Here is a 20,791-nt window from a genome sequence, read left to right as displayed (position 1 = left end):
CGATGTGCGCGGCGCCAGAGCCTGATACGGGGCGCTGCAGCGGTTGCGGTAGAAGTTACGCGGCGGCTTTTTCCTGCGCCAGCGCCTCTTCCAGTGCATCGATGAATGTGGCGTTTTCTTCCGGCAAGCCGATGCTGATGCGCAGCCACTGCGGCAAGCCGTAGTTGCCGACCGGACGCACGATCACACCTTGCTTGAGCAACGCAAGGTTCACGCGCGCACCGGCGCCGGTGTCTTCGCCTACGCGCACCAAGACAAAGTTGCCCGAGGACGGCACGTACTGGAGGCCCAACCGATCAAACGCGTCCGTCAGCTGCACGTAACCGGCAGCGTTCAGTTCAGCCGATTGACACAGGAATTCCGCATCATTGAGCGCCGCCACCGCAGCCGCCTGCGCCAGGCTGTTGACGTTGAACGGCTGGCGGATGCGGTTGAGCAGATCGGTCAACTGCGGCTGCGCGATGCCATAGCCAACACGCAAGCCCGCCAGCCCGTAAGCCTTGGAGAACGTCCGCGACACCAGCAGGTTCGGGTACTGGCGCACCCACGCGGTGGAGTCGTACTGCTGCTCGGGCTTGAGGAACTCGTTGTACGCCTCGTCCAGCACGACAACGACCGTCGGCGGCACCTTGGCCAGGAACGCCGCAATGTCATCGGCCGACAGGAACGTTCCAGTCGGGTTGTTCGGGTTGGCGATGTAGATCAGGCGCGTGTCCGACGTAATGGCAGCAGCCATCGCATCAAGGTCATGGCCGTAATCGCGAGCCGGTACCTCGATGGCGCGCGCACCAACCTCCTGCGCCGCGAGTGCGTACACGGCAAACGAATGCTGCGCATAAATTACAGCCTGCCCCGGCGATACCAGCGCGCGAGCCGCCAGTTCGAGGATGTCATTGCTACCGTTGCCGAGCGTGATCCATGCTTCCGGCACGCCAAACTTCGCATGCAGCGCCGCCTTCAGGCTGAAGCCGTTGGCGTCCGGATAACGCGCCAGGTCATCAATGGCCGAGGCCATCGCGTTCTTGGCCGACTGCGGCATGCCCAACGGGTTTTCGTTGGACGCCAGCTTGACGATGCGCGCGGCATCCAGACCAAACTCGCGTGCCACTTCGGAAATCGGCTTGCCGGCCACATAAGGGGCGATGGCGCGGACATACTCGGGGCCGAACTGCAAAGACATGGGGTGCTCCTCTGTTATCGACGCCCTGCCCGTGCAGAGCGCCTTGAATCCCTCAATGTGCCGAGGGATAGGACCCCAACACTTTGAAATACGCCGCGTCGTGACGCAGCTTGTCCAGCGCGCGCGCTACCTGCGGGTCACGCTGATGGCCTTCCACATCGACGTAGAAGTAGTATTCCCACGCACCGCTGCGCGCCGGACGCGACTCGAAGCGGCACATCGACACGCCGTTCTCTGCCAACGGCGCCAGCAGCTTGTAGACAGCACCAGCCTCGTTCGGCACCGACAGGATCAACGACGTCTGATCGCGTCCGCTCGGCTCCGTCTCGTAGTTGCCGATCACGACAAAGCGCGTGCGGTTGTGCGGATCGTCTTCCACATTGGCACGCACCACGTGCAGGCCGTAGCGGTTGGCCGCCTGCACGCTTGCCAGCGCGGCGACGGTTTCATCCTCGCCGGCCATGCGCGCTGCCTCGGCGTTGCTCGAGACAGCCTCGCGCGGCAGATTCGGATAGTTCGTGTTCAACCACCGTTGGCACTGCGCCAGCGCCTGCGCATGTGCGCGCACCACCTTCACCTGCGACATGTCGCCCGTCTTGTGCAGCAAGTTATGGTGCACCCGCAGCGCGATCTCGCCGCTGATCTTCAGCGACGTCTGCAAGAACAGATCGAGCGTGCGCGACACCACGCCTTCCGTCGAATTTTCGACCGGCACAACACCACAATCGACCGTGCCGGACTCCGCCGCACGAAACACCTCGTCGATGCTCGGGCACGGCATCGGCTGGATCTCGTGGCCGAAATGCGCGATCACCGCCTGCTCCGAGAACGTGCCGGCCGGGCCGAGGTAGCCGATGCGCAGCGCCTGTTCCAGGCCGCGGCAGGCGGACATCACCTCGCGCCAGATGGCGGCGATGCTCTCGTCGTGCAGCGGCCCTTGATTGCCGGACTGCATCTTGCGGATGACCTGCAACTCGCGGTCCGGCCGGAACGCCGGTGACGAATAGCGCTTCTTCACCTCGCCCACTTCCTGCGCTACCTTGGCGCGGTCGGAGAGCAGCGTAAGCAGCTGGTTGTCGATGGCGTCGATCTGCGTGCGCAACGGCGCAAGCTCCGCCGCTAATGCGGCGTCCTTGTTTTGCTTCGTATCGTCTGACTGACTGGTCATTGTAGGAATCTGGTTCGGCAACGGATTGCAAATTGCCGCGCGAAGCGGGCGCTTCGCGCAATGTTCTGCCGTGATTGAGGGTGAGCCTTACGCGGACACTCTTTCAAACTCACGCATGAAGTCGACCAGCGCCTCTACGCCTTCCAGCGGCATCGCGTTGTAGATGCTCGCCCGCATGCCGCCCACGGACTTGTGGCCCTTGAGCTGCACCAACCCGCGCTCGCGCGCCTGCGTGAGGAACGCCTCGTTGCGGGATTCGTCGTTGAGGAAGAACGGCACGTTCATGCGCGACCGGCACGTCGGATGGATTTCGTTGCGGTAGAAGCTGCTGGCGTCGATAAAGTCGTACAGCATCTTCGACTTGATGATGTTGCGCGTCTCCAGCGCCTCGACCCCACCCTGGCGCTTGATCCACTGGAACACGAGCCCCGCGATGTAGATGGCGTAAGTGGGCGGCGTGTTGTACATCGAGCCGTTCTCAGCCACCAGGCGCCAATTGAATGCCGACGGGCACAGCGGGTGTGCATGGCCCAGGAGGTCCTTGCGGACGATGGCAATCGTCAGGCCGGCAGGGCCGATGTTTTTCTGCGCGCCGCCGTACAGGACCTGATAGCCGTTCCAGTCGATCGGCCGCGAGAGGATGTGGCTCGACACGTCGGACACCACCACACGCCCGTGCGCCTGACCGATGTCAGGCGTCTCCTGATACTCGACACCGACAATGGTTTCGTTCGTGCACAGGTGCACGTAGGCTGCATCTGACGACAGTTTCCAGCTCGAGACATCCGGGATCTTGTGGAAGCGCTCGGCCTCGCTTGTGGCAGCGATGTTCACCTCGCCATACTTGCGCGCTTCTTGCTGCGACTTGACCGACCACGTGCCGGTGACGACGTAGTCAGCCTTCGGTGCATCCGCCGACAGCCGACGCATGAGGTTCAGCGGCACGATGGCGTTCTCGGCGATGGCGCCGCCTTGCAGGAAGAGGATTTCGTAGTTGTCCGGCACCGCTAGCAACTGCCGCAAATCGCCAAACGCGGCTGCCAGGATGCTTTCAAATTCACGGCCGCGATGGCTCATTTCCATCACACTCATGCCGCTGCCGTGCCAGGAGACCATCTCCTCTTTCGCCTGTTCCAGCACCTCGAGCGGCAATACCGCCGGACCTGCCGAAAAGTTGTACACGCGCGCTTGGCTGGCTTGAAGGGCTCGATCCGCTTGGTTCATGGGGCGAAGGGCAAAAGAAAAATGGCTGTCTGGGCGCAAACCCAAACAGCCATTATCTACCAACTGGCAGCGCGACGGGGATTGCGCCCCCATCGTCCGCCTATGCCGGTTAATTACTTCGCAGCAGCGGCAACTTCCTTGTCAGCCATGTCGCGCATCTTCTTGCCAACTTGCGGACCGTACTTCTGCATCACGTTGCCCCACACTTCCTGCATGGCCTTGCCTTGGTTGGCCATGAACTTCTGGCCGCTAGGCGTCTTCAGGAACGTGGTCAAGTCTTTGATTTCCTGGGTCGAGTAGTACTTGCCCAGCGAGTCATAGTGGGCTTGCAGAGCGTCCTTGCGGAAGGCTTCCGTGTCGAAGTCCTTGCCAGCACCGTCGGTCATGCGCTGCACTGCACCGTTCTTCTTCAGCTTGTCGACAGCGGCTTGCTTCTGCTTGTCGTTCAGAGTCTTGTTCTCGACCAGTGCCTGCTCCAGCACCAGCGGGGCTTCCTGCTTAGCGCCGTTGGCCAACACTTCACCCTGACCCTTGATGGCTGCATCGACGTTCATCGTCGTCAGCAGGTCCTTGATGGCAGCCGTCTTGTCCGCGTCGCCAGCCTGCGCGAACGCAAACAGCGGAGCGAAACCGGCCACCACGATCAGATGTTTGAGTTTGAGACTCTTGTGCATTGTTGCTCCCTTGAGATAAGCGTTGCGTTTAGGCCGGGCGTGTGACGCAAAAGTTCCAAGCCCTTGCCGCGCACAGGTCCGGCATCATGACAGAACTGCGCCTAACGGCAAGCAAAAGATGTTTCTAATTATGTCTCGCTGCTGTCATCCGCCTGTGCATCGGCACCGGGGGCGGCATCCGCCGCGTCGGCACCTTCGACACCGTCCGCACCTTCAGCATCGGACTCCATCACACGTTGCAGCCCGGACAGCTTGTTGCCCTCACCCACCGAGATGAGCGTGACACCCTGAGTGGCGCGCCCCATTTCACGGATCTCGTCCACCCGTGTGCGGATCAGCACGCCACCCGTCGTGATGAGCATGATCTCGTCTTCCGGTGCCACCAGGGCAGCGGCGACCACCTTACCGTTACGCTCGGAGGTCTGGATGGCGATCATGCCCTTCGTGCCGCGGCCATGTCGGGTGTACTCCGAGATCGGCGTGCGCTTACCGTAGCCGTTCTCGGTGGCGGTCAGCACGCTGCCAGTCACCGACTGAGCACCTTCGCCTTCGGTTTCCGCTGGCGCGACCAGCATCGCAATCACCTGCTGGCCCTCTTCCAGGTTCATACCGCGAACGCCGCGCGCTTGGCGACCCATCGGACGCACATCGTTTTCGTCGAAGCGCACCGCCTTGCCGGCGTCTGAGAACAGCATCACGTCGTGCTGGCCATCGGTAATGTCCGCGCCGATCAGGAAGTCGCCCTCATCAAGATCCACCGCGATGATCCCAGCCTTGCGCGGGTTCGAGAAATCCGTCAGCGCCGTCTTCTTGACTGTCCCCTTGGAGGTCGCCATGAACACGAAATGCTGCTCATCGAACTGCTTCACCGGCAGGATCACGTTGATCTTCTCGCCCGGTGACAGCGGGAACATATTGACGATCGGGCGACCGCGCGAGTTACGGCTGCCTTGCGGCACCTCCCAGACCTTCAGCCAATACAGACGGCCGCGATTCGAGAAGCAAAGGATATAGTCGTGCGTGTTGGCGACAAATAGTGTGTCGATCCAGTCGTCTTCCTTAGTCGCGGCAGCTTGCTTGCCGCCACCGCCACGCTTCTGTGCACGGTATTCGGAAATGGGCTGGCTCTTCATATAGCCGCTGTGTGACAAGGTCACCACCAGATCTTGCGGCGTAATGAGGTCTTCTGTGTCCAACTCGGTCGCATTGTGCTCGATTTGCGAGCGACGCTCATCGCCAAATTCCGCGCGGATCGCGGTGAGTTCCTCGACGATGATGGCGGTAATGCGTTCCGGTCGCGCCAGGATGTCCAGCAGATCGGCGATCTGCGCCATCACTTCGCGGTATTCCTGAACGATCTTGTCCTGCTCAAGCCCGGTGAGGCGCTGCAGGCGCATCTGCAGAATTTCCTGCGCTTGCGTGTCCGACAGTTTGTACAAACCATCGCCTTGCATACCGAATGCAGGCAGCAGACCTTCCGGACGATAGGCGCCACCGCCGCCCGAGGTTTCGCTCTCGGCGCGAACGAGCATGTCGCGCACGAGGCCCGAATCCCAGCTGCGGTTCATCAGCTCAGCCTTCGCTACCGGCGGAGTCGGAGCGGCTTTGATGATTGCGATGAATTCGTCGATGTTGGCAAGTGCAACGGCCAGACCTTCCAGAATGTGACCACGCTCGCGCGCCTTGCGCAGATCAAAGACGGTGCGGCGCGTCACCACCTCGCGGCGGTGCAGCAGGAAACACTCCAGCATCTGACGCAGGTTCAGCAGACGCGGCTGGCCGTCGACCAGCGCCACCATGTTCATGCCGAACGTGTCCTGCAGCTGCGTATTCTTATAGAGGTTGTTGAGCACAACCTCCGGCACTTCACCGCGCTTGAGTTCGATCACCACACGCATGCCGGACTTGTCCGACTCGTCGCGAATGTCGGAAATGCCTTCGATGCGCTTTTCGGTAACCAGCTCGGCGATACGCTCGAGCAGCGTACGCTTGTTAACTTGGTAGGGCAGTTCATCGACGATGATCGCCTGGCGTTGGCCCCGGTCGATATCCTCGAAGTGCGTCTTGGCACGCATCACCACGCGGCCGCGGCCGGTGCGATAGCCTTCACGCACACCCGAAATGCCGTAGATGATGCCGGCCGTCGGAAAATCCGGCGCCGGGATCAGCTCAATCAGCTCATCGACCGTCGCCTCCGGGTTGCGCAACAAATGCAGGCAGCCATCAACGACTTCATTCAGGTTGTGCGGCGGAATGTTCGTCGCCATACCCACCGCGATCCCGGACGAACCGTTGATCAGCAGGTTGGGAATGCGGGCTGGCAAAACGGACGGCTCGGTTTCCGAACCATCGTAGTTCGGCTCGAAATTGACCGTTTCCTTGTCTAGGTCGGCCAGCAATTCGTGGGCGATCTTCGACAGGCGGATTTCGGTGTAACGCATCGCCGCGGCGTTGTCGCCGTCGACGGAGCCGAAGTTGCCCTGGCCGTCGACCAGCATGTAGCGCAGGGAGAAGTTCTGCGCCATCCGCACGATGGTGTCGTATACAGCAGTGTCGCCGTGAGGGTGATACTTACCGATCACATCCCCGACGATACGGGCGGACTTCTTATAGGGGCGATTCCAGTCGTTGTTCAGCTCGTGCATCGAGTACAACGCACGACGATGCACCGGCTTGAGACCATCCCGCACATCTGGAAGGGCGCGGCCCACGATCACGCTCATGGCGTAAGCGAGGTACGAGCTGCGCATTTCTTCTTCGAGCGATACCGGGAGTGTCTCTTTGGCGAATTGATCCATTGGGCGAACGGTGAGAGGTCCCCTAGTGAGCACAGTGATGCCCACAGCGGGACGCTGCGGTTGCGCGAATAACAGAACATTTTACCATGCCGCAAGCCCCCTCCCCTCATACGCGCGAGCGACGCATCGTCAACCCCGGGCACGTTCCCTGCGAGGGAGGGCAAAACCGGCGAGCCAGTCCCCATAAGGGTTTGCGAGCCATTTCCTGCCTTGTTGCGTACACACCACAAGGCCGTGGCGCCCCGTTCGAATCGCTTATATTTGCTTTTTAGGAGTGCGTGCTTGTGGCACAATCCCCCAGCGAAGAGGCAGACATTGTTCGAAGTGGAGCCTTCACCACACCGAGAATGTTATACTCCGAAGAATGTATGACTTGTTTTCGTCCCATCTGCTCGCAGTCTTCTGCGGTGATCTCATCCTGAGAGGAGAAATATGAAAAAATTTGCCAAGCTCGCGTTCGCTGCAGCTGCGGTAGCCATGGCTGCGTCCGCTTACGCTCAGTCGGTGCCCTACGAAAAGAAGGCCGTCAACGACAACTGGGGTAACGGCACGAGCGAGTGGGTCTGGAAGAACGGCACGAACGAACTGTGCTGGCGCAATGGCTTCTGGACGCCGGCAACCGCCAACGCTCAGTGCGACGGCGCTCTGGCTCCGGCTGCTGCTCCGACGGCTGCTCCGGCTGCTCCGGCTGCCCCGGTTGTGTCGAGCGAAAAGGTTACGTTCGCTGCTGACACCCTGTTCGATTTCGACAAGGCTGTGCTGAAGCCGGAAGGCAAGGCCAAGCTGGACGACCTGGTCTCGAAGCTGAAGGGCATCAACCTGGAAGTCGTGATCGCCGTTGGCCACACCGACTCGTTCGGCTCGGACAAGTACAACGACCGCCTGTCGGTCCGTCGTGCTGAAGCCGTCAAGGGCTACCTGGTCAGCAAGGGCATCGAAGCCAACCGTGTCTACACGGAAGGCAAGGGCAAGCGCCAGCTGAAGGTTGATCCGAAGTCGTGCAAGGGCACTCGCAAGGCACAAATCGCCTGCCAGCAGCCGAACCGCCGCGTGGACGTCGAAGTGGTCGGCACCCGCAAGGCTCAGTAATTCGGTTCACACCGGGAAAAAAAGCCCAGCGAAAGCTGGGCTTTTTTTCGCCTGTACAGCGGCAAATGCCCTTCTCTGGGCTGCTGCGAAAATGGGCACTAAAAAAAGCGATGACACCAAATGCGCCATCGCTTTTTTTGTTTGGGGCGCCCGAAGGCCCTTTCTCATGACCGTCCTTCTTATTGATAGGAAGGTGTCGCCTGATCGTTAGCAACCATCGCGCGATCGCCAACGCGCAGGTTGTTCGGGTTTCGCTGCGTGACGGTGGCGACGCGGCCATCATCCAGGCGCACGGTGATGCGATACACCGTTTGCCCGCCCGCTCCGGCGCGCTGCTCGACCTGGTTGCCTGCATAGGCACCGAGTGCTGCGCCACCAATAGTCGCGACTGTGTTGCCCGTACCGCCACCCACCTGATGGCCCAGAATGCCGCCAGCCACGCCGCCGATGATCGTGCCCAAAATGCCCGGGCTATTTGCCGGGGCTTGCATCGGCTGGATCGATTCGACCCGGCCGTAAAGGGCACCCGTTTGCTGCGGCTGCCCGCTATAAGCCGGTTGTTGGCCATAGGCGGGCTGCTGAGCATACCCACCGTTATAGCCACCGCCGTAACCGGGCGCGGCGCAGCCCGCCAGCACCGTCAGGCTCGCAACACCCAGTCCTATCAGAATTTGTTTGGATTTCATTGATCTCTCCTTGAGCGAAGGTGACAGTTGGAGGAAGTGCATGCGCATTTGTTCACCTCTGTTTCAATGTGAAACCTTTTTGCGAACCCCGTGATTTGGTCGGGGCGACTCTTTTTGGTACATTTCCTCACCTAGCCGATATGCCCTGGCGCAGCGCAATATGACGACCACTCACGCGAACGCCGATCCCGGCGAACTCGAAAAATTCAGCGAACTCGCCCACCGCTGGTGGGACCCGAACAGCGAGTTCAAACCCCTCCACGAAATCAATCCGCTGCGCCTCGACTGGATTCAGTCAATTGCTCCGCTGGCTGGCAAACGCGTCGTCGACGTCGGTTGCGGCGGCGGCATCCTCTCAGAGAGCATGGCGCGTGCCGGGGCGAACGTCAAAGGCATCGATCTGTCCCGCAAAGCATTGCGTGTCGCAGACCTGCACAGCCTCGAGGCGGGAATTACCGTCGATTACGAGGAGATCGCCGCGGAAGCGTTGGCCGCACGCGAGCCGGGTAGCTTCGATGTCGTTACTTGCATGGAGATGCTCGAACATGTGCCCGATCCGGCATCGGTTGTTCGCGCGTGCGCGACATTGGTGAAGCCAGGCGGTTACGTATTTTTCTCGACTATTCACCGAAACGCCAAAGCGTATCTGCTGGCGGTCATCGGTGCGGAATACGTCCTGAACATGCTGCCGCGCGGCACGCATGACTACGCCAAATTCATTCGCCCTTCTGAGCTGAGCGCGTTCGTCCGCGGGGCCGGCCTCCAGGCTCAAGAGATGCGCGGGCTGGAATACAACCCGATCACCGGCCGCTACGCCCTTACGCAGGACACCAGCGTCAACTACTTGATGGCGACGCGCCGTCCGGCCGAGGCATGACCGTGCGCCAGTTTCCCGATCCGCTGGGCGCGGTGCTGTTCGACCTGGACGGCACGCTTGCGGACACGGCCCCCGATCTTGCCGCGGCGGCCAACAAGGTACGCACCGACCGAGGCCTCGAACCGGTGGACTACGAAGCGCTGCGCCCGGTTGCCTCGCATGGTGCCCGCGGGCTGATTGGCGTGGCGTTCGGCGTTGGGCCCGGGGATGCGGAATTCGAATCCCTACGGCTGGCGTTTCTCGCCAACTACGAGGCGGAGATCTGCGTGCGTACGCAGTTGTTTCCCGGAATGGCCGACGTGCTGCTGGAACTGGGCCGCGCAGGCATCCCCTGGGGGATCGTCACCAACAAGTCGGGCCGCCTGACGGTACCGCTGGTTGCGCAGTTGCCGTTGCCGGTGCCGCCGGCCTGTGTCGTTGCGGGCGACACCACGCCGCATGCCAAGCCCCACCCCGCCCCGCTGCTGCACGCAGCCGAATCTATCGGCGTCGAAGCACGGCAGATCGTCTACGTAGGCGATGACCTTCGCGATATCGAAGCCGGCCGCGCTGCCGGCATGCCTACCATTGCGGCCAGTTACGGCTATTGTGGTAATGGACTGTCGCCCGTGGAATGGCGCGCCGATGCGCTGATTGCGAGCGCGGCCGAGCTGATTCCGCTGTTGCTCGATTCGCAACGCGCTTGACCACGATGCCCAGGTGAATGCCTGGGCGCCGCATCTTTCAGGACCGCCGCCTCCCATCGGGGACGTGGCGGTCGACCGACTGACGAAGTAGGCCACGCCATGGCCGGACCGACACCAGCATGAGCAACTCCCCCGATTCGCGCCCTGATCTGCAATCGAATACCAACGGCTGGCGCACAAGGTTGGATCGCATGCGCGCTACGGCAGGCTGGCAACGCGTGGCTCAGGTTGGTACATCGCGACGCACCAAGCGCACTGGGATCGGCGTGCTGATCTTCCTGGTGGTGTTCGGGCTGCTGGGTGCATTCGGTGGCCCGCCGCTGCTACGCCACCTGGCTCAAACGCAACTCAGCAAGCTGCTGGACCGGCCGGTTTCGGTGGGCAAGATCAGCATCAACCCATACACGCTGCGGCTTGATGTCGACCAGCTCCACATTGCCGAGCGCGACGGCAAAACGCCGTTCGTCGACGTCGGCCATCTGCATGTGAACGCGTCGTGGAGTTCGATCTTCCGCCGCGCGCCCGTCATTGAAGAACTCAGCATCAAGGCACCGCAGGTGCGTATCGTGCGCACCGCCGAACAGCGCTTTAACTTCTCCGATATCGTCGACAGGCTAAGCCAGCCGGAGAACCCACCCAAGCCCAAATCGAACGAGCCGGCGCGCTTCGTCTTCGCCAATCTGCAGTTGGCCAACGGCGCCATCGATTTTGTCGACCAGCCGCTCGGTACGGAGCACAAGGTGGATGGCTTGCAGATCGGCGTGCCTTTCCTGGCGAGCCTGCCAGCCGATGTCGACATCTTCGTGCAACCGCTGCTGGCAGCGCGCATCGACGGCGCACCGCTGCATTTTGCGGGCAAGACCAAGCCATTTGCCGATTCGCTCGAATCCAACCTCAACGTCAAGATTGATGGCCTGGATCTGCCCCGCTACCTCGGCTACGTGCCCGGCCCACTGCCGGTTGCGGTGCCGCAAGGCAAACTGACGACCGACCTGACAATCGAGTTCCAGAAGCCGAAGAGCGGCGCGCCGGTCCTGCGCCTGCATGGCACGACCGGCCTCGACAATCTGGAAGTGGTCGATGCCACGAAAGCGCCACTGGTGGCCGCTAAACAGGTGCGTGCAACGTTGAGCGACGTGCGCCCGCTCGACAACGTATTCCACCTCGATGCGCTGACGCTGGATGGCGTGCGCGTCGATGCCACGCGTGGTGCAGATGGAACGATCAATTTCGCGCAACTCGGCGGCAAGCCCGCACCTGCCGAAGCGAATGCTGCCAAGGCAGAGCCTGCGCCGACCGCCAAGCCGAAGCCGTTGGACGTGGTGGTCAGCAAGCTGCAACTGGCGAACAGCACGGTCCATTGGCGAGACGCGACCACGCAGCCGGCTGCCGACCTGACACTGGAAGACGTCCACGGCGACATTGGCGTGCGCACGTTGGGCGGCCCGACCACGCTTGATGTGGGCGCCAAGCTGGCGCAAGGCGGCACGCTCAATGTCAAAGGCAACACATCGCTGGAAAAGAACACCGGCGAGCTGGAACTGAAGCTGGACGGCGTGAAGCTGGCCGGCATCGGCCCATATCTGCGCCAGGCGGGTGCCCCGCAATTGCAGAACGGCGCGCTGTCGGCCGACGGCAAGGTGGCGCTCGACTTCGGGCCGGACAAATTCAACGTGCGCGCGGAGCCGCTGACCGCAAGCCTGGCCGATCTGTCGCTGGCGCCCGCCACGGGCAAGGACACCGCGCTGCGCGCCAAGCTGCTGCGCGCGGACGTAAAGAGCTTCGACCTGAACACCCGCACCATCGCACTGAACGAAGTACGCGCCGACGGCCTGCAGATCGACGCGCTGCGCAAGAAGGACGGTACGACCACGTTGACACTGCTCGATGGTCCGCAACCGGCGGCGGGCAAATCGGCGGCGCCGGTTAAGTCCAGCACGAAGTCGAACGCGCCGGCCGAAAAACCGTGGGCTGTGACGGTGCAGACGCTGAAGCTGGACAACAGTGCCGTTGGCTTTGAAGACCAATCCAATTCGCGCCCGGTCAAGGTGCGTGTCGAGCCGCTGAACGTGGTCGTGCAGAACGCATCGACCGATCTCGGCAAGCCCATTAACGTGCAGATTGGTGCGGGGCTGGGCGCAAAAGGCAAGCTGGATGTGCGCGGCGAGGTGGTGCCGCAGCCGCTGAAGGCCGACCTGCGTGTGAGCTCGCAGAACCTGTCGCTGGCGGGCTTCGACCCGTATCTGGACAAGTCTCTGAATGCGGCAATCACGAGCGCGCTGCTATCGATGGATGGGCGCCTCGTGCTCAACCAGGGCAAGGCACTGACGGTCAACTACCAGGGCAACGCGACGCTGGGCAACGTGCGCCTGCAAGACCGCGTAAGTTCGGACGACTTCCTGCGCTGGCGCTCGCTCGCGCTCAACCGCATCCAGGCGAATTACGACGGCACCACGCCGCGCGTGCGGGTGGGCGCCGTTGCGCTATCGACGTTCTACGCGCGGATCATCATCAACCCGAACGGCCGCCTGAACCTGCAGGACATCCGCGTGCAGCCGACCGAGGAGCGCCGATCGCTGACGCAAAGCGAACCCGCATCGGCATCTGCCTCCGCAGCTTCGGCTCCTGCTGCGGCCCCTGTGACGGCTTCGGCTCCCGTGGCGACACCCGCATCGGCCGTAACCGCCACCGCGCCTGCACCCAAGGCCGGCGGCGCAGATCTGCGCGTCGACGCCATCACGCTGCAAGACGGCAACATCCGCTTCACCGACAACTTCGTCAAACCGAACTACACCGCCAACCTCACGGCCATCGGCGGCTCGATCGGCACGATCAGCACCGCCGCCAACCAGACACCTGCCGACGTGACGCTGCGCGGCAGCGTCGACGGCACGGCGCCGGTGGACATCCACGGCAAGGTCAACCCGCTCGCGCCCACGGCATTTGTGGATCTCACAGCCAAGGCAGACGGCGTGGAGCTGACCAACCTCACGCCCTACTCCGCCAAATACGCCGGCTACCCGATCACCAAGGGCAAGCTGACGATGGATCTGCATTACCTGCTCGACAGCGGCAAGCTGACTGCAGACAACCACATCTTCATCGACCAGCTCACCTTTGGCGACCGCGTGGAGAGCAAGGACGCGACCAACCTGCCGGTGCGCCTGGCCGTGGCGCTGCTGAAGAATTCGCGTGGGGAAATCGACGTGCGCGTGCCAGTGTCGGGTTCGCTCGATGACCCGCAGTTCAGCATCGGCGGCGTCATCCTGCGCGCGTTCGTCAACCTGATTGCACGCGCTGTGACGGCACCGTTCTCCTTGCTCGCCAGCGCATTTGGCGGCAGCGGCGGCGAAGAACTCGGCTACATCGAGTTTGTTCCAGGAACGTCAGACCTCAGCCAGGCGTCTGTCGCCAAGCTCGACAAGCTCGCGACTGCTCTCAAGGATCGTCCGGCACTCAAGGTCGATATCGTCGGCCGCGTCGACCCGGAATTTGACCGTGACGGCCTGCGCCGAGAGGCAGTCAACCGCCAGATTCGCGAACAGAAGCTCAAGGATGCAGGCGACTCCGCCGAAGCCGACACGACGGTCAAGCCGGAAGAAGAGAACAAGTATCTTGAACGCGCGTACAAAGCCGCCAAATTCCCGAAACCGCGCAACGTGATCGGGCTGGCCAAATCCTTGCCGCCCGACGAGATGCGCAAGCTGATGGAAACCAATGTGCAAGTGACGGATGCGGATCTGCGAGAGCTCGCGCAGCGTCGGGCGAATGCGGTGCATGTCGCACTTGCCGAGCGTGTGGATCCGGGGCGCCTTTTTGTTGTAGCCCCCAAGCTCAACGCGGATGGCGTCAAGGACAAGGGCAAGACGACGCGGGTTGATTTCTCGCTGAAGTAGCCCATCTATGGGATAATCGACACTTCCTTACTGGGGCCGACCTGGTTTCGACGTGGGTTGCGAAGCAGTGGAGGGCATACCGAGGACCCGTCACCTCGTTAATCAATGGGAATGCAATAACTGCTAACGACGAACGTTACGCACTGGCAGCCTAAGGGCCGCCGTCCTCGCACTGGCTCGCTGACGGGCTAGGGTCAAAGACTAGCGAGGTCATCTACGTCAGATAAGCTTTAGGTGAGTCACGGGCCTAGAGACGAAAACTTAGTGAATCGCCGTCGTAGAGCGTGTTCGTCCGCGATGCGGCGGTTAAATCAAATGACAGAACTAAGTATGTAGAACTCTCTGTGGAGGGCTTGCGGACGCGGGTTCGATTCCCGCCGGCTCCACCAAACACCTTTCAAACGGCTTCAACGTTTGGCAACAAAACCCCGCTGGGCTTGGCTCTGCGGGGTTTTTTGTTGGCGCGCCAAGTCCACCGACCTGAACCTAGATCGATGAAGCAGCCGCGCACACCAAGCTAGTCGTAGCTCATCACAAGAGTCAGAGAGCTATTGGCAGAGCCTGCTTCAACAACTGGGGCGGTTTGGTAATAGGCCGCTTTGAGTGGAATACTGAAGTTTCCGCCAACCGTGTCATAGCCGCTGAAAACGATTTTCTCGTTCATCGCCACCGGATTCTCATGTGCGTCAAGTATCTGCAAGCCGACGCCTTTCGCTGACGATGCAGCATCAAGCGCGACGACTGAGCGCGCAGCGTCCACGATTTGCGTATTGGGCTTCAGCAAATAAGACACCTTCTTAAGGCCTGTGGGACATTCCTTCAGGGCAATCGAGAAATTGACCGGCGCCAACGACGTACCAACGCCGCTGAAGTCGCGCACGCGATTCCTGTCTCCCATCTTGACGGTGACATCCGGCGTCTTGCAGCTCAGCGCACTGACACTAGCCTCGTTGCTCGTTTTGAACGTCATGGCATCAAATTCGTAATTGACGTTGTAGTAGCCGAGGATACCCGCCGGAACCACGGCGCCAGCCGACACCGCCTTGGTTGTTTTAATTAATACCTTGAAACTCCAACCGTCGAAATTCTGCGGACCTGCCGCCCGCACAAGCCCGTCGTATATGCCCTGTACCGGCGTTCCGTTGATGATTAGACTCCACGCGAGTCCGGTATCTCCGATCGGAAATTCGGTCATGTCTTTGGTTGACCACCAACCAACCGCACTCTTTATCCCGGCTCTGTAGCCGAGCTTACATGTGTAACGTTTGGTACCGTAAACCGTATACGCGGAGCTTTCCCAGACAACCGTCCCGACGGGCGCGTTACGCGGCACGCTCAGGGTTTTGGGTATCGTGTACGTCGCTGTTGCGGCACTACTACCAGAATTAAACGCGCAGTTTTGGGCGTGAGCTGGCGCAACAAGACATGTCGCCAAAGCGGTCGTCACCCAGACAAAAAAACCGCCAAAGAGGCGATTGGCGCATCGAATCGAGAACTTCTTTTTCATCATGTCTTCTTGCATTCCTTTCGTGAATATCCGAGCACGGATGCTTGACCTCTGATTGGAAGCGGCGCCGCTTATTTGCACCGCAACGTCTGCCGCTGGTAATTCCGACCAGCCTCTGCGGCATGCAACGCATAGGGCGCCCTGCACTGTCCTTCTTTCCATTTCACAACCAACGTGCCCTGCTCTTGGTTGAGCAGCACAAACGCATTGCCGTTCGGATCCGCAATGCCTAACTGTTTGCCGGTTTGCGCGTCTTTCACGTTAGCGCCAAACGGCACCGGTTTGCGGTCAGCCTGTTGGAGCGTGAACGGCACACGCTGGCCGCTTTAGCCCCTGAAGGTAGCCTTCACGAGGGCACCACGGCGCGGCACCACCTGCTTGACGGTGTCTATTTGGATTGACCAGCACGCCGATCAATGAATTGCGCCGGCAGCCATGCTCGACGAAGCTGCCACGCACACCAAGCTACTCGTAGCTCATCACAAGTGTCAGAGAGCTATTCGCCGAGCCTGCTTCAACAACTGGAGCGGTTTGGTGATAGGCCGCTTTGAGCGGAATACTGAAATTTCCGCCAACCGTGTCGTAGCCGCTAAAAACAATCTTCTTGTTCAGCGCCGCCGGCTTGCCACTCTCGTCAAGTATTTGCAAGCCGACGCCCTTCGCGATCGATGTGGTATCGAGCGCGACGACTGAGCGCGCAGCGTCCACGATTTGCGTATTGGGCTTCAGCAAATAAGACACCTTCGTGATGCCTTCGGGACATTCTTCCAGGGCAATCGAGAAATTGACCGGTGCCAACGACGTACCAATGCCGCTGAAGTGGCGCACGCGGTTCTGCTCTCCCATCTTGACGGTGACATCCGGCGTCTTGCAACTGAGCGCACTGACACTGGCCGAGTTGCTCGTTTGGAACGTGAGGCCATTGAGTTCCTCGACGCGGTAGTGGCCGAGGTCCCCGCCCGGAATCGTGGCGCCGGCCGAAACCGATTTGATGGCTTTGATTACAAGCTTGAATTGCCAACGGTCGAAACCACTCGCGCCGCCGTTTGGCTGCGTCCCCGCCCCATATATGCTCTTAATCGTCCGGTTGTTGGCGATTAGACTCCACGCAAGTCCGGTATTGCCGATCGGAAATATGGTCTGATCCACAGTTTGCCACCCACCGACCGAACTCCTTATCCCGGTTCTGTAGGCTGCTTTGCATTCGTAAACTGCGGCCGGGCCAGAGTACGTCTGCGTGGAGCTTTCCCAGACAACTGTCCCGACTGGCGGATTGCGCGGCATACTAAGGTTGCGAGGTATCGTGAACGTCACTGTCCGGGTATTGTGGCCATTGATAAACTTACAGGTTTGGGCGTGAGCTGGCGCAACAAAGAATGTCGCCAAGAAAATCGTCACCAGAACGCAAAAACCACCAAAGAGGCGGTTCAAGCATCGAGTAGAGAACTTCTTATCCATCGTGTTTTCCTTGCATCTTTTCGCGAGTATCCGAGCGCCAATTCTTGACCCCTGATTGGAAGCGGCATCGCTTATTTGCACCGCAGCGTCTGCCGCTGGTAATTCCGCCCAGCCTCCGCCGCATGCAACGCATAGGGCGCCCGGCACTGGCCTTCTTTCCACTTGACAACCAACGCGCCTTGCTCTTGGTTGAGCAGCACAAACGCATTGCCGTTCGGGTCCGCAATGCCCAACTGTTTCCCGGTTTGTGCGTCTTCCACGCTGGCGCCAAACGGCACCGGTTTGCCATCGGCCTGCTGCAGCGCGAACTGCGCACGCTGGCCGCTGTACCCCTTGAAGGTGGCCTTGACGATGGCGCCACGGCGCGGCACGACTTGCTTGACGGTGTCTTCCAGTTCCACGTCCGCCCCCAGGTTGTGGGTGTCCGGTCTCAAGGCGTTCAGGCGGTACGGCTGCGCGTAAGTAACCACGGCATAGCCGTTGCGGCCCACCGAGGTGCCGCCATCGGCGCGCACGTCTGCACCCTTGACCCCTTCCATCTTCATCAATGCAAAGGTGTCACCCACGGTGCGGCTCAGGTTGACTCCACCGCCATGCACAACCACAGCGCCGGTCGCCCCCACGCTTGCCGATTGGTAATCGCGCGCGAAGTTGACGTTGGCCGAGAGCTGGCCCGCGTCGGCGTTGTAGGTGATGTTTGCGCCGCCGGTTTCGCCACGCCCGCGGCTGGTATACCCGGCCTGCATGGCGTATGACGTGTTTTCGCTCACATAACCGCTCAGGCCGCTTTGAACATTGGTGCCGCCGTTGCTGTCATTGCTCACGTTGGTATAGGCACGCGGCGATTGCAGCTTGCCACCGAGCGGGATCGACATCGTGAGCATGACCTGCGTACTGCGGCCGTTGCTGCCAAAACGGCTGTCCTTGGTCTGGCTCAGGCTCAGGTTGTAGCTGAGCTGCTTCCAGCTATTACCGTAACCGACACTGATGCTGCGGCTGGAGCCCGGCTGGTTCCAATAGGTCTGCTGGCTGACGTTCAGGTAGACGCTGCCAAATTTGCGATCTGGCCCGCCTAAGTCCTGGCTGGTCGTCAAGTCGATGCGCGAGCGGCTGCGGCCGGATTGCACACCGTCGGTATTGCTCAGGTCGTTAACGTGGTCGTTGAACGTGCGATAGCCCGATGTGGAGTAGCGATAGGCTGCAAGCGTGAAGTTGGTGTTGGTGCGCGTGAAGGTCTTGGCATACAAGATGCGCACACTCTGCCCGGTATCGCGCTTGCCCTGCGCCCGGCTGCTCGATTGCGTGAAGTCCACCGACAGCGCGCCAACAGGCGTGTTTGTACCCACGCCCAGGTTGACGGCCTGGAAGTCGCGCGAGGCCTGGAAACCGCCGGCCACCGTGCTGTTGTCGGTCAGGCCGTAGACGAGCGAGCCACTCACCAGATTGGGCGATGCGCCCTGGTCTCCATCGTACTTGCCCGCCGCGAAGTTGTACTTCAGGCGGCCCTTGCGCAGCATCAGCGGCAAGCTGGAGAACGCCTGATGCGTGACATGCTTGCTACCGTCAGCTTCGATGACCGTAATTTCCAAGTCGCCGTTGGAGCCGGACGGAAAAATGTCGGTCAGTTGGAACGGGCCGGGCGGCACGTTGGCGCGGTAGAGCACGTAGCCGCTCTGCCGCACTTCGACCACGGCATTGGTGGCCGCCTGACCGCGAATGACGGGCGCGTAACCGCGTTCGCTGTCGGGCAGCATGCCGTCATCTGAGCCGACTTGCACACCGCGAAAACGTACGCTGTCGAATAGCGTAGCGTCGGAATACTGCTCACCAAGCGTCAGCTGCCCTTTGATAACGTCGATATCACGCTGCACCAGCGTGCGATTGCTTTTGAGGCGGGTCCGGCCGTCGTTGCTGCCGGTCAGCGCAGATTCATTGCGCAGACGCCAACGGCCAATGTTCACGCCGTTCTGCAAGCCAAGGTAATAGCTGCTGCTGTCATTACCAACGCGGCCGTGGCCGTAGTTTCCGCTGAACTGGTAGTTGACGTAGCCAGCGGTGACGCCTTCGTCCCACAAGGCGGGGTCCACATAGCCGCGCGCGGCACGCGACAGAAATGCCTGCGGAATGCTCAGGTTGAGTTGCAGCCTGCCGGCGTCGAAATCGGCAGAGGCCTGGTCCATCAAATGCGGCAAGTCCAGGCACGCCTGGCTGTTGAGATCCAGCGGCGGCGTGATGGCACTCAGGTCGACGCCAAAGTCCTGCAGCATCTGCGCGGTCAGGCACGGGCGCAGCTTACCTTTGCCGCCATCCTGATAGAAATCGATGTCACGGCGGCCAACCAGGTCGCCATTGACTTGCACCTCGACACGATACGTACCGGGCGGCACGCTGTTGCCGGAAGAGAGCACGGCACTCAGATCTGCCGGGCGGCCCTGGCCATGCAAAAAGCCGGTGTTGAACGCAAGCAGCGTCGGATCGGCCCGCGCGACGAGCGTTTCACCCTCCGCCGCGCGCGCGCTGTTGAACATCGCCATACACAAGGCCAGATACAGCGGGGTTGCGCTGGGGCGAGCAGCGGGCGCTTTTCCATCAGTCTTTCTAGGGAACGTTTTGGTGGTCTGGCGTTTAGACATCGCAATGCTCGCTTTTGGCCTTGAGAATCGGGGGTGTCACATAGGCAAGCTCCGCTACGAATGGGCGCGGGCTGATCCAACCCATGCAGGCTGGATCGATTGGCTCGACTGGGTCGATCAGTTGCCGGCGGAAACCGGCGTGCTCGGCTGGCTGCCGTGCAGGGTGACGCGGTAGCTTTCGCGGCCGCCGAAGTCATTGATGACTTCGTAGCGCAGTTCCGGTGCGGCGGCATGGCCGACCGGCAGCTTGACGGGCAATGTCAGCGTGGAACCGGGCGCGATCATCTTGGCGTCGGCAACGGGCTCATCCGCGTTGCCCGCGTGCAGCTTGGCGTCCACCACGGTCACGTGATATAGGCTCGGGTTGCTCAAGCGCAGCATCCCTTTACCTGCATCTTGGTTCAGTTGCCATTGCAGACTTGCCGGTGCCTTGAGCGGATCGGCGCGCAAACCGGTGGGCCGATAGAACACCTTGATGCGCTGGCGCACAGCCAGTTGCAACACGTTGTCGGTGCTGGCTGTTTGGGGAATCTCCTGCACGTTCAGCCAGAAGGCCGACTCACGGTCAGCGGGCATGCCCACGCCTTCGTAAAGCACGCGCAGAAGTTGCTGCTGCTTGGCGCCAACCTTGGCCAGCGGCGGCGTGATCGCAAACGGCAGTTGCGTGTTGCCGGCGTCATCAAGCGGATCCAACCAGGCTTGGATCAGCGCATCGGCGCCTTCGTTGATAACGACCACGGAGCTTTCCTTGTTCTTGCCATCAAAGATCACCCGCGTGGTACCTAGGGAAATACTGGCGTGACTCGCGGACGCAGCCAACGCGCACGCCAACGCCGCGCCAACGGCGAATCGTTTTGCTTTCATATCCGGAATTGCCTTGAAGAAAGAGGCGGCAGCGGACGAGCGCCGCTGCCG

The 20,791-nt window shown here is 61.1% G+C and carries 15 protein-coding genes and 1 other RNA gene; 5 read left to right on the top strand and 11 right to left on the bottom strand.

Features of this window, described 5'->3' with window-relative positions; all coding sequences use genetic code 11:
* Nucleotides 1–55 precede the first annotated feature (55 nt).
* From hisC to gyrA, 5 genes are all read right to left on the bottom strand, one after another.
* Nucleotides 56–1,180 carry a histidinol-phosphate transaminase gene (hisC, locus tag ACCD03_RS03840; protein ID WP_413410914.1) on the bottom strand — a complete coding sequence of 375 codons (1,125 nt, stop codon included), beginning with the start codon at nt 1,178–1,180 and terminating at the stop codon, nt 56–58.
* A gap of 52 nt (nt 1,181–1,232) precedes the next feature.
* Entirely contained in the window at nt 1,233–2,348 is a 1,116-nt protein-coding gene (gene pheA / locus ACCD03_RS03835) for a prephenate dehydratase (RefSeq protein WP_316673654.1), read from the bottom strand.
* A gap of 87 nt (nt 2,349–2,435) precedes the next feature.
* A complete protein-coding gene (gene serC, locus ACCD03_RS03830; RefSeq protein ID WP_413410913.1) occupies nt 2,436–3,572 on the bottom strand; it encodes a 3-phosphoserine/phosphohydroxythreonine transaminase in 1,137 nt (378 codons plus the stop codon).
* A 113-nt stretch (nt 3,573–3,685) separates the two neighbouring features.
* Nucleotides 3,686–4,246 (bottom strand): DUF2059 domain-containing protein, encoded by a 561-nt coding sequence (locus tag ACCD03_RS03825; protein WP_012761551.1) that lies wholly within the window; start codon nt 4,244–4,246, stop codon nt 3,686–3,688.
* A gap of 128 nt (nt 4,247–4,374) precedes the next feature.
* Complete coding sequence (gene gyrA, locus ACCD03_RS03820) at nt 4,375–7,044, bottom strand: DNA gyrase subunit A (RefSeq protein WP_413410912.1); 2,670 nt, start codon at nt 7,042–7,044, stop codon at nt 4,375–4,377.
* A gap of 432 nt (nt 7,045–7,476) precedes the next feature.
* On the opposite strand from gyrA, the gene ompA reads away from it, so the two are divergent.
* Nucleotides 7,477–8,133, top strand: coding sequence for an outer membrane protein OmpA (gene ompA, locus ACCD03_RS03815; protein WP_024976274.1), 657 nt, complete (start codon nt 7,477–7,479; stop codon nt 8,131–8,133).
* Between the two features lie 179 nt (nt 8,134–8,312).
* Here ompA and ACCD03_RS03810 read toward each other — a convergent pair whose 3' ends face one another.
* Nucleotides 8,313–8,819 carry a glycine zipper 2TM domain-containing protein gene (locus ACCD03_RS03810; protein WP_045204514.1) on the bottom strand — a complete coding sequence of 169 codons (507 nt, stop codon included), beginning with the start codon at nt 8,817–8,819 and terminating at the stop codon, nt 8,313–8,315.
* 160 nt (nt 8,820–8,979) lie between these two features.
* On the opposite strand from ACCD03_RS03810, the gene ubiG reads away from it, so the two are divergent.
* From ubiG to ssrA, 4 genes are all read left to right on the top strand, one after another.
* Entirely contained in the window at nt 8,980–9,696 is a 717-nt protein-coding gene (ubiG, locus tag ACCD03_RS03805) for a bifunctional 2-polyprenyl-6-hydroxyphenol methylase/3-demethylubiquinol 3-O-methyltransferase UbiG (protein ID WP_253536652.1), read from the top strand.
* Entirely contained in the window at nt 9,693–10,382 is a 690-nt protein-coding gene (locus ACCD03_RS03800; protein ID WP_413410911.1) for an HAD family hydrolase, read from the top strand. Before ubiG ends, ACCD03_RS03800 begins: the two co-directional genes overlap by 4 nt.
* Nucleotides 10,383–10,501: 119 nt before the next feature.
* Nucleotides 10,502–14,278 (top strand): DUF748 domain-containing protein, encoded by a 3,777-nt coding sequence (locus ACCD03_RS03795; protein ID WP_413410910.1) that lies wholly within the window; start codon nt 10,502–10,504, stop codon nt 14,276–14,278.
* A gap of 32 nt (nt 14,279–14,310) precedes the next feature.
* Nucleotides 14,311–14,667, top strand: a transfer-messenger RNA (tmRNA) gene (gene ssrA, locus ACCD03_RS03790).
* Nucleotides 14,668–14,795: 128 nt separating this feature from the next.
* Here the strand turns inward: ssrA and ACCD03_RS03785 are convergent.
* The 5 genes from ACCD03_RS03785 to ACCD03_RS03765 all read right to left on the bottom strand — a co-directional run bounded on the left by ACCD03_RS03785 (nt 14,796) and on the right by ACCD03_RS03765 (nt 20,740).
* Nucleotides 14,796–15,800, bottom strand: coding sequence for a fimbrial protein (locus tag ACCD03_RS03785; RefSeq protein WP_413410907.1), 1,005 nt, complete (start codon nt 15,798–15,800; stop codon nt 14,796–14,798).
* Nucleotides 15,801–15,856: 56 nt separating this feature from the next.
* Nucleotides 15,857–16,099 carry a FimD/PapC C-terminal domain-containing protein gene (locus ACCD03_RS03780; protein ID WP_045204518.1) on the bottom strand — a complete coding sequence of 81 codons (243 nt, stop codon included), beginning with the start codon at nt 16,097–16,099 and terminating at the stop codon, nt 15,857–15,859.
* 151 nt (nt 16,100–16,250) lie between these two features.
* Nucleotides 16,251–17,243, bottom strand: a complete 993-nt coding sequence (locus ACCD03_RS03775; RefSeq protein WP_045204519.1) for a fimbrial protein — start codon at nt 17,241–17,243, stop codon at nt 16,251–16,253.
* 71 nt (nt 17,244–17,314) lie between these two features.
* Entirely contained in the window at nt 17,315–19,777 is a 2,463-nt protein-coding gene (locus ACCD03_RS03770) for a fimbria/pilus outer membrane usher protein (protein WP_413410905.1), read from the bottom strand.
* Nucleotides 19,778–19,993: 216 nt separating this feature from the next.
* The gene (locus tag ACCD03_RS03765; RefSeq protein WP_045204521.1) at nt 19,994–20,740 is read right to left on the bottom strand and encodes a molecular chaperone; all 747 of its coding nucleotides are present in this window, start codon (nt 20,738–20,740) and stop codon (nt 19,994–19,996) included.
* Nucleotides 20,741–20,791: the final 51 nt, after the last annotated feature.

It is taken from the genome of Ralstonia sp. Ralssp135 (genome assembly GCF_047304345.1).
Lineage (GTDB): Bacteria > Pseudomonadota > Gammaproteobacteria > Burkholderiales > Burkholderiaceae > Ralstonia > Ralstonia chuxiongensis.
This window is presented reverse-complemented; position numbering and strand designations above follow the sequence as displayed.

Excerpts from the sequence above, each read along its gene's own strand:
- gyrA (WP_413410912.1), bottom strand. The coding sequence starts at position 7,044 with ATGGATCAATTCGCCAAAGAGACACTCCCGGTATCGCTCGAAGAAGAA.
- ACCD03_RS03800 (WP_413410911.1), top strand. The coding sequence starts at position 9,693 with ATGACCGTGCGCCAGTTTCCCGATCCGCTGGGCGCGGTGCTGTTCGAC.
- ubiG (WP_253536652.1), top strand. The coding sequence starts at position 8,980 with ATGACGACCACTCACGCGAACGCCGATCCCGGCGAACTCGAAAAATTC.
- hisC (WP_413410914.1), bottom strand. The coding sequence starts at position 1,180 with ATGTCTTTGCAGTTCGGCCCCGAGTATGTCCGCGCCATCGCCCCTTAT.
- ACCD03_RS03770 (WP_413410905.1), bottom strand. The coding sequence starts at position 19,777 with ATGGCGATGTTCAACAGCGCGCGCGCGGCGGAGGGTGAAACGCTCGTC.
- ACCD03_RS03775 (WP_045204519.1), bottom strand. The coding sequence starts at position 17,243 with ATGGATAAGAAGTTCTCTACTCGATGCTTGAACCGCCTCTTTGGTGGT.
- pheA (WP_316673654.1), bottom strand. The coding sequence starts at position 2,348 with ATGACCAGTCAGTCAGACGATACGAAGCAAAACAAGGACGCCGCATTA.
- ACCD03_RS03785 (WP_413410907.1), bottom strand. The coding sequence starts at position 15,800 with ATGCAAGAAGACATGATGAAAAAGAAGTTCTCGATTCGATGCGCCAAT.
- ACCD03_RS03810 (WP_045204514.1), bottom strand. The coding sequence starts at position 8,819 with ATGAAATCCAAACAAATTCTGATAGGACTGGGTGTTGCGAGCCTGACG.
- ompA (WP_024976274.1), top strand. The coding sequence starts at position 7,477 with ATGAAAAAATTTGCCAAGCTCGCGTTCGCTGCAGCTGCGGTAGCCATG.
- ACCD03_RS03795 (WP_413410910.1), top strand. The coding sequence starts at position 10,502 with ATGAGCAACTCCCCCGATTCGCGCCCTGATCTGCAATCGAATACCAAC.
- ACCD03_RS03825 (WP_012761551.1), bottom strand. The coding sequence starts at position 4,246 with ATGCACAAGAGTCTCAAACTCAAACATCTGATCGTGGTGGCCGGTTTC.
- ACCD03_RS03765 (WP_045204521.1), bottom strand. The coding sequence starts at position 20,740 with ATGAAAGCAAAACGATTCGCCGTTGGCGCGGCGTTGGCGTGCGCGTTG.
- serC (WP_413410913.1), bottom strand. The coding sequence starts at position 3,572 with ATGAACCAAGCGGATCGAGCCCTTCAAGCCAGCCAAGCGCGCGTGTAC.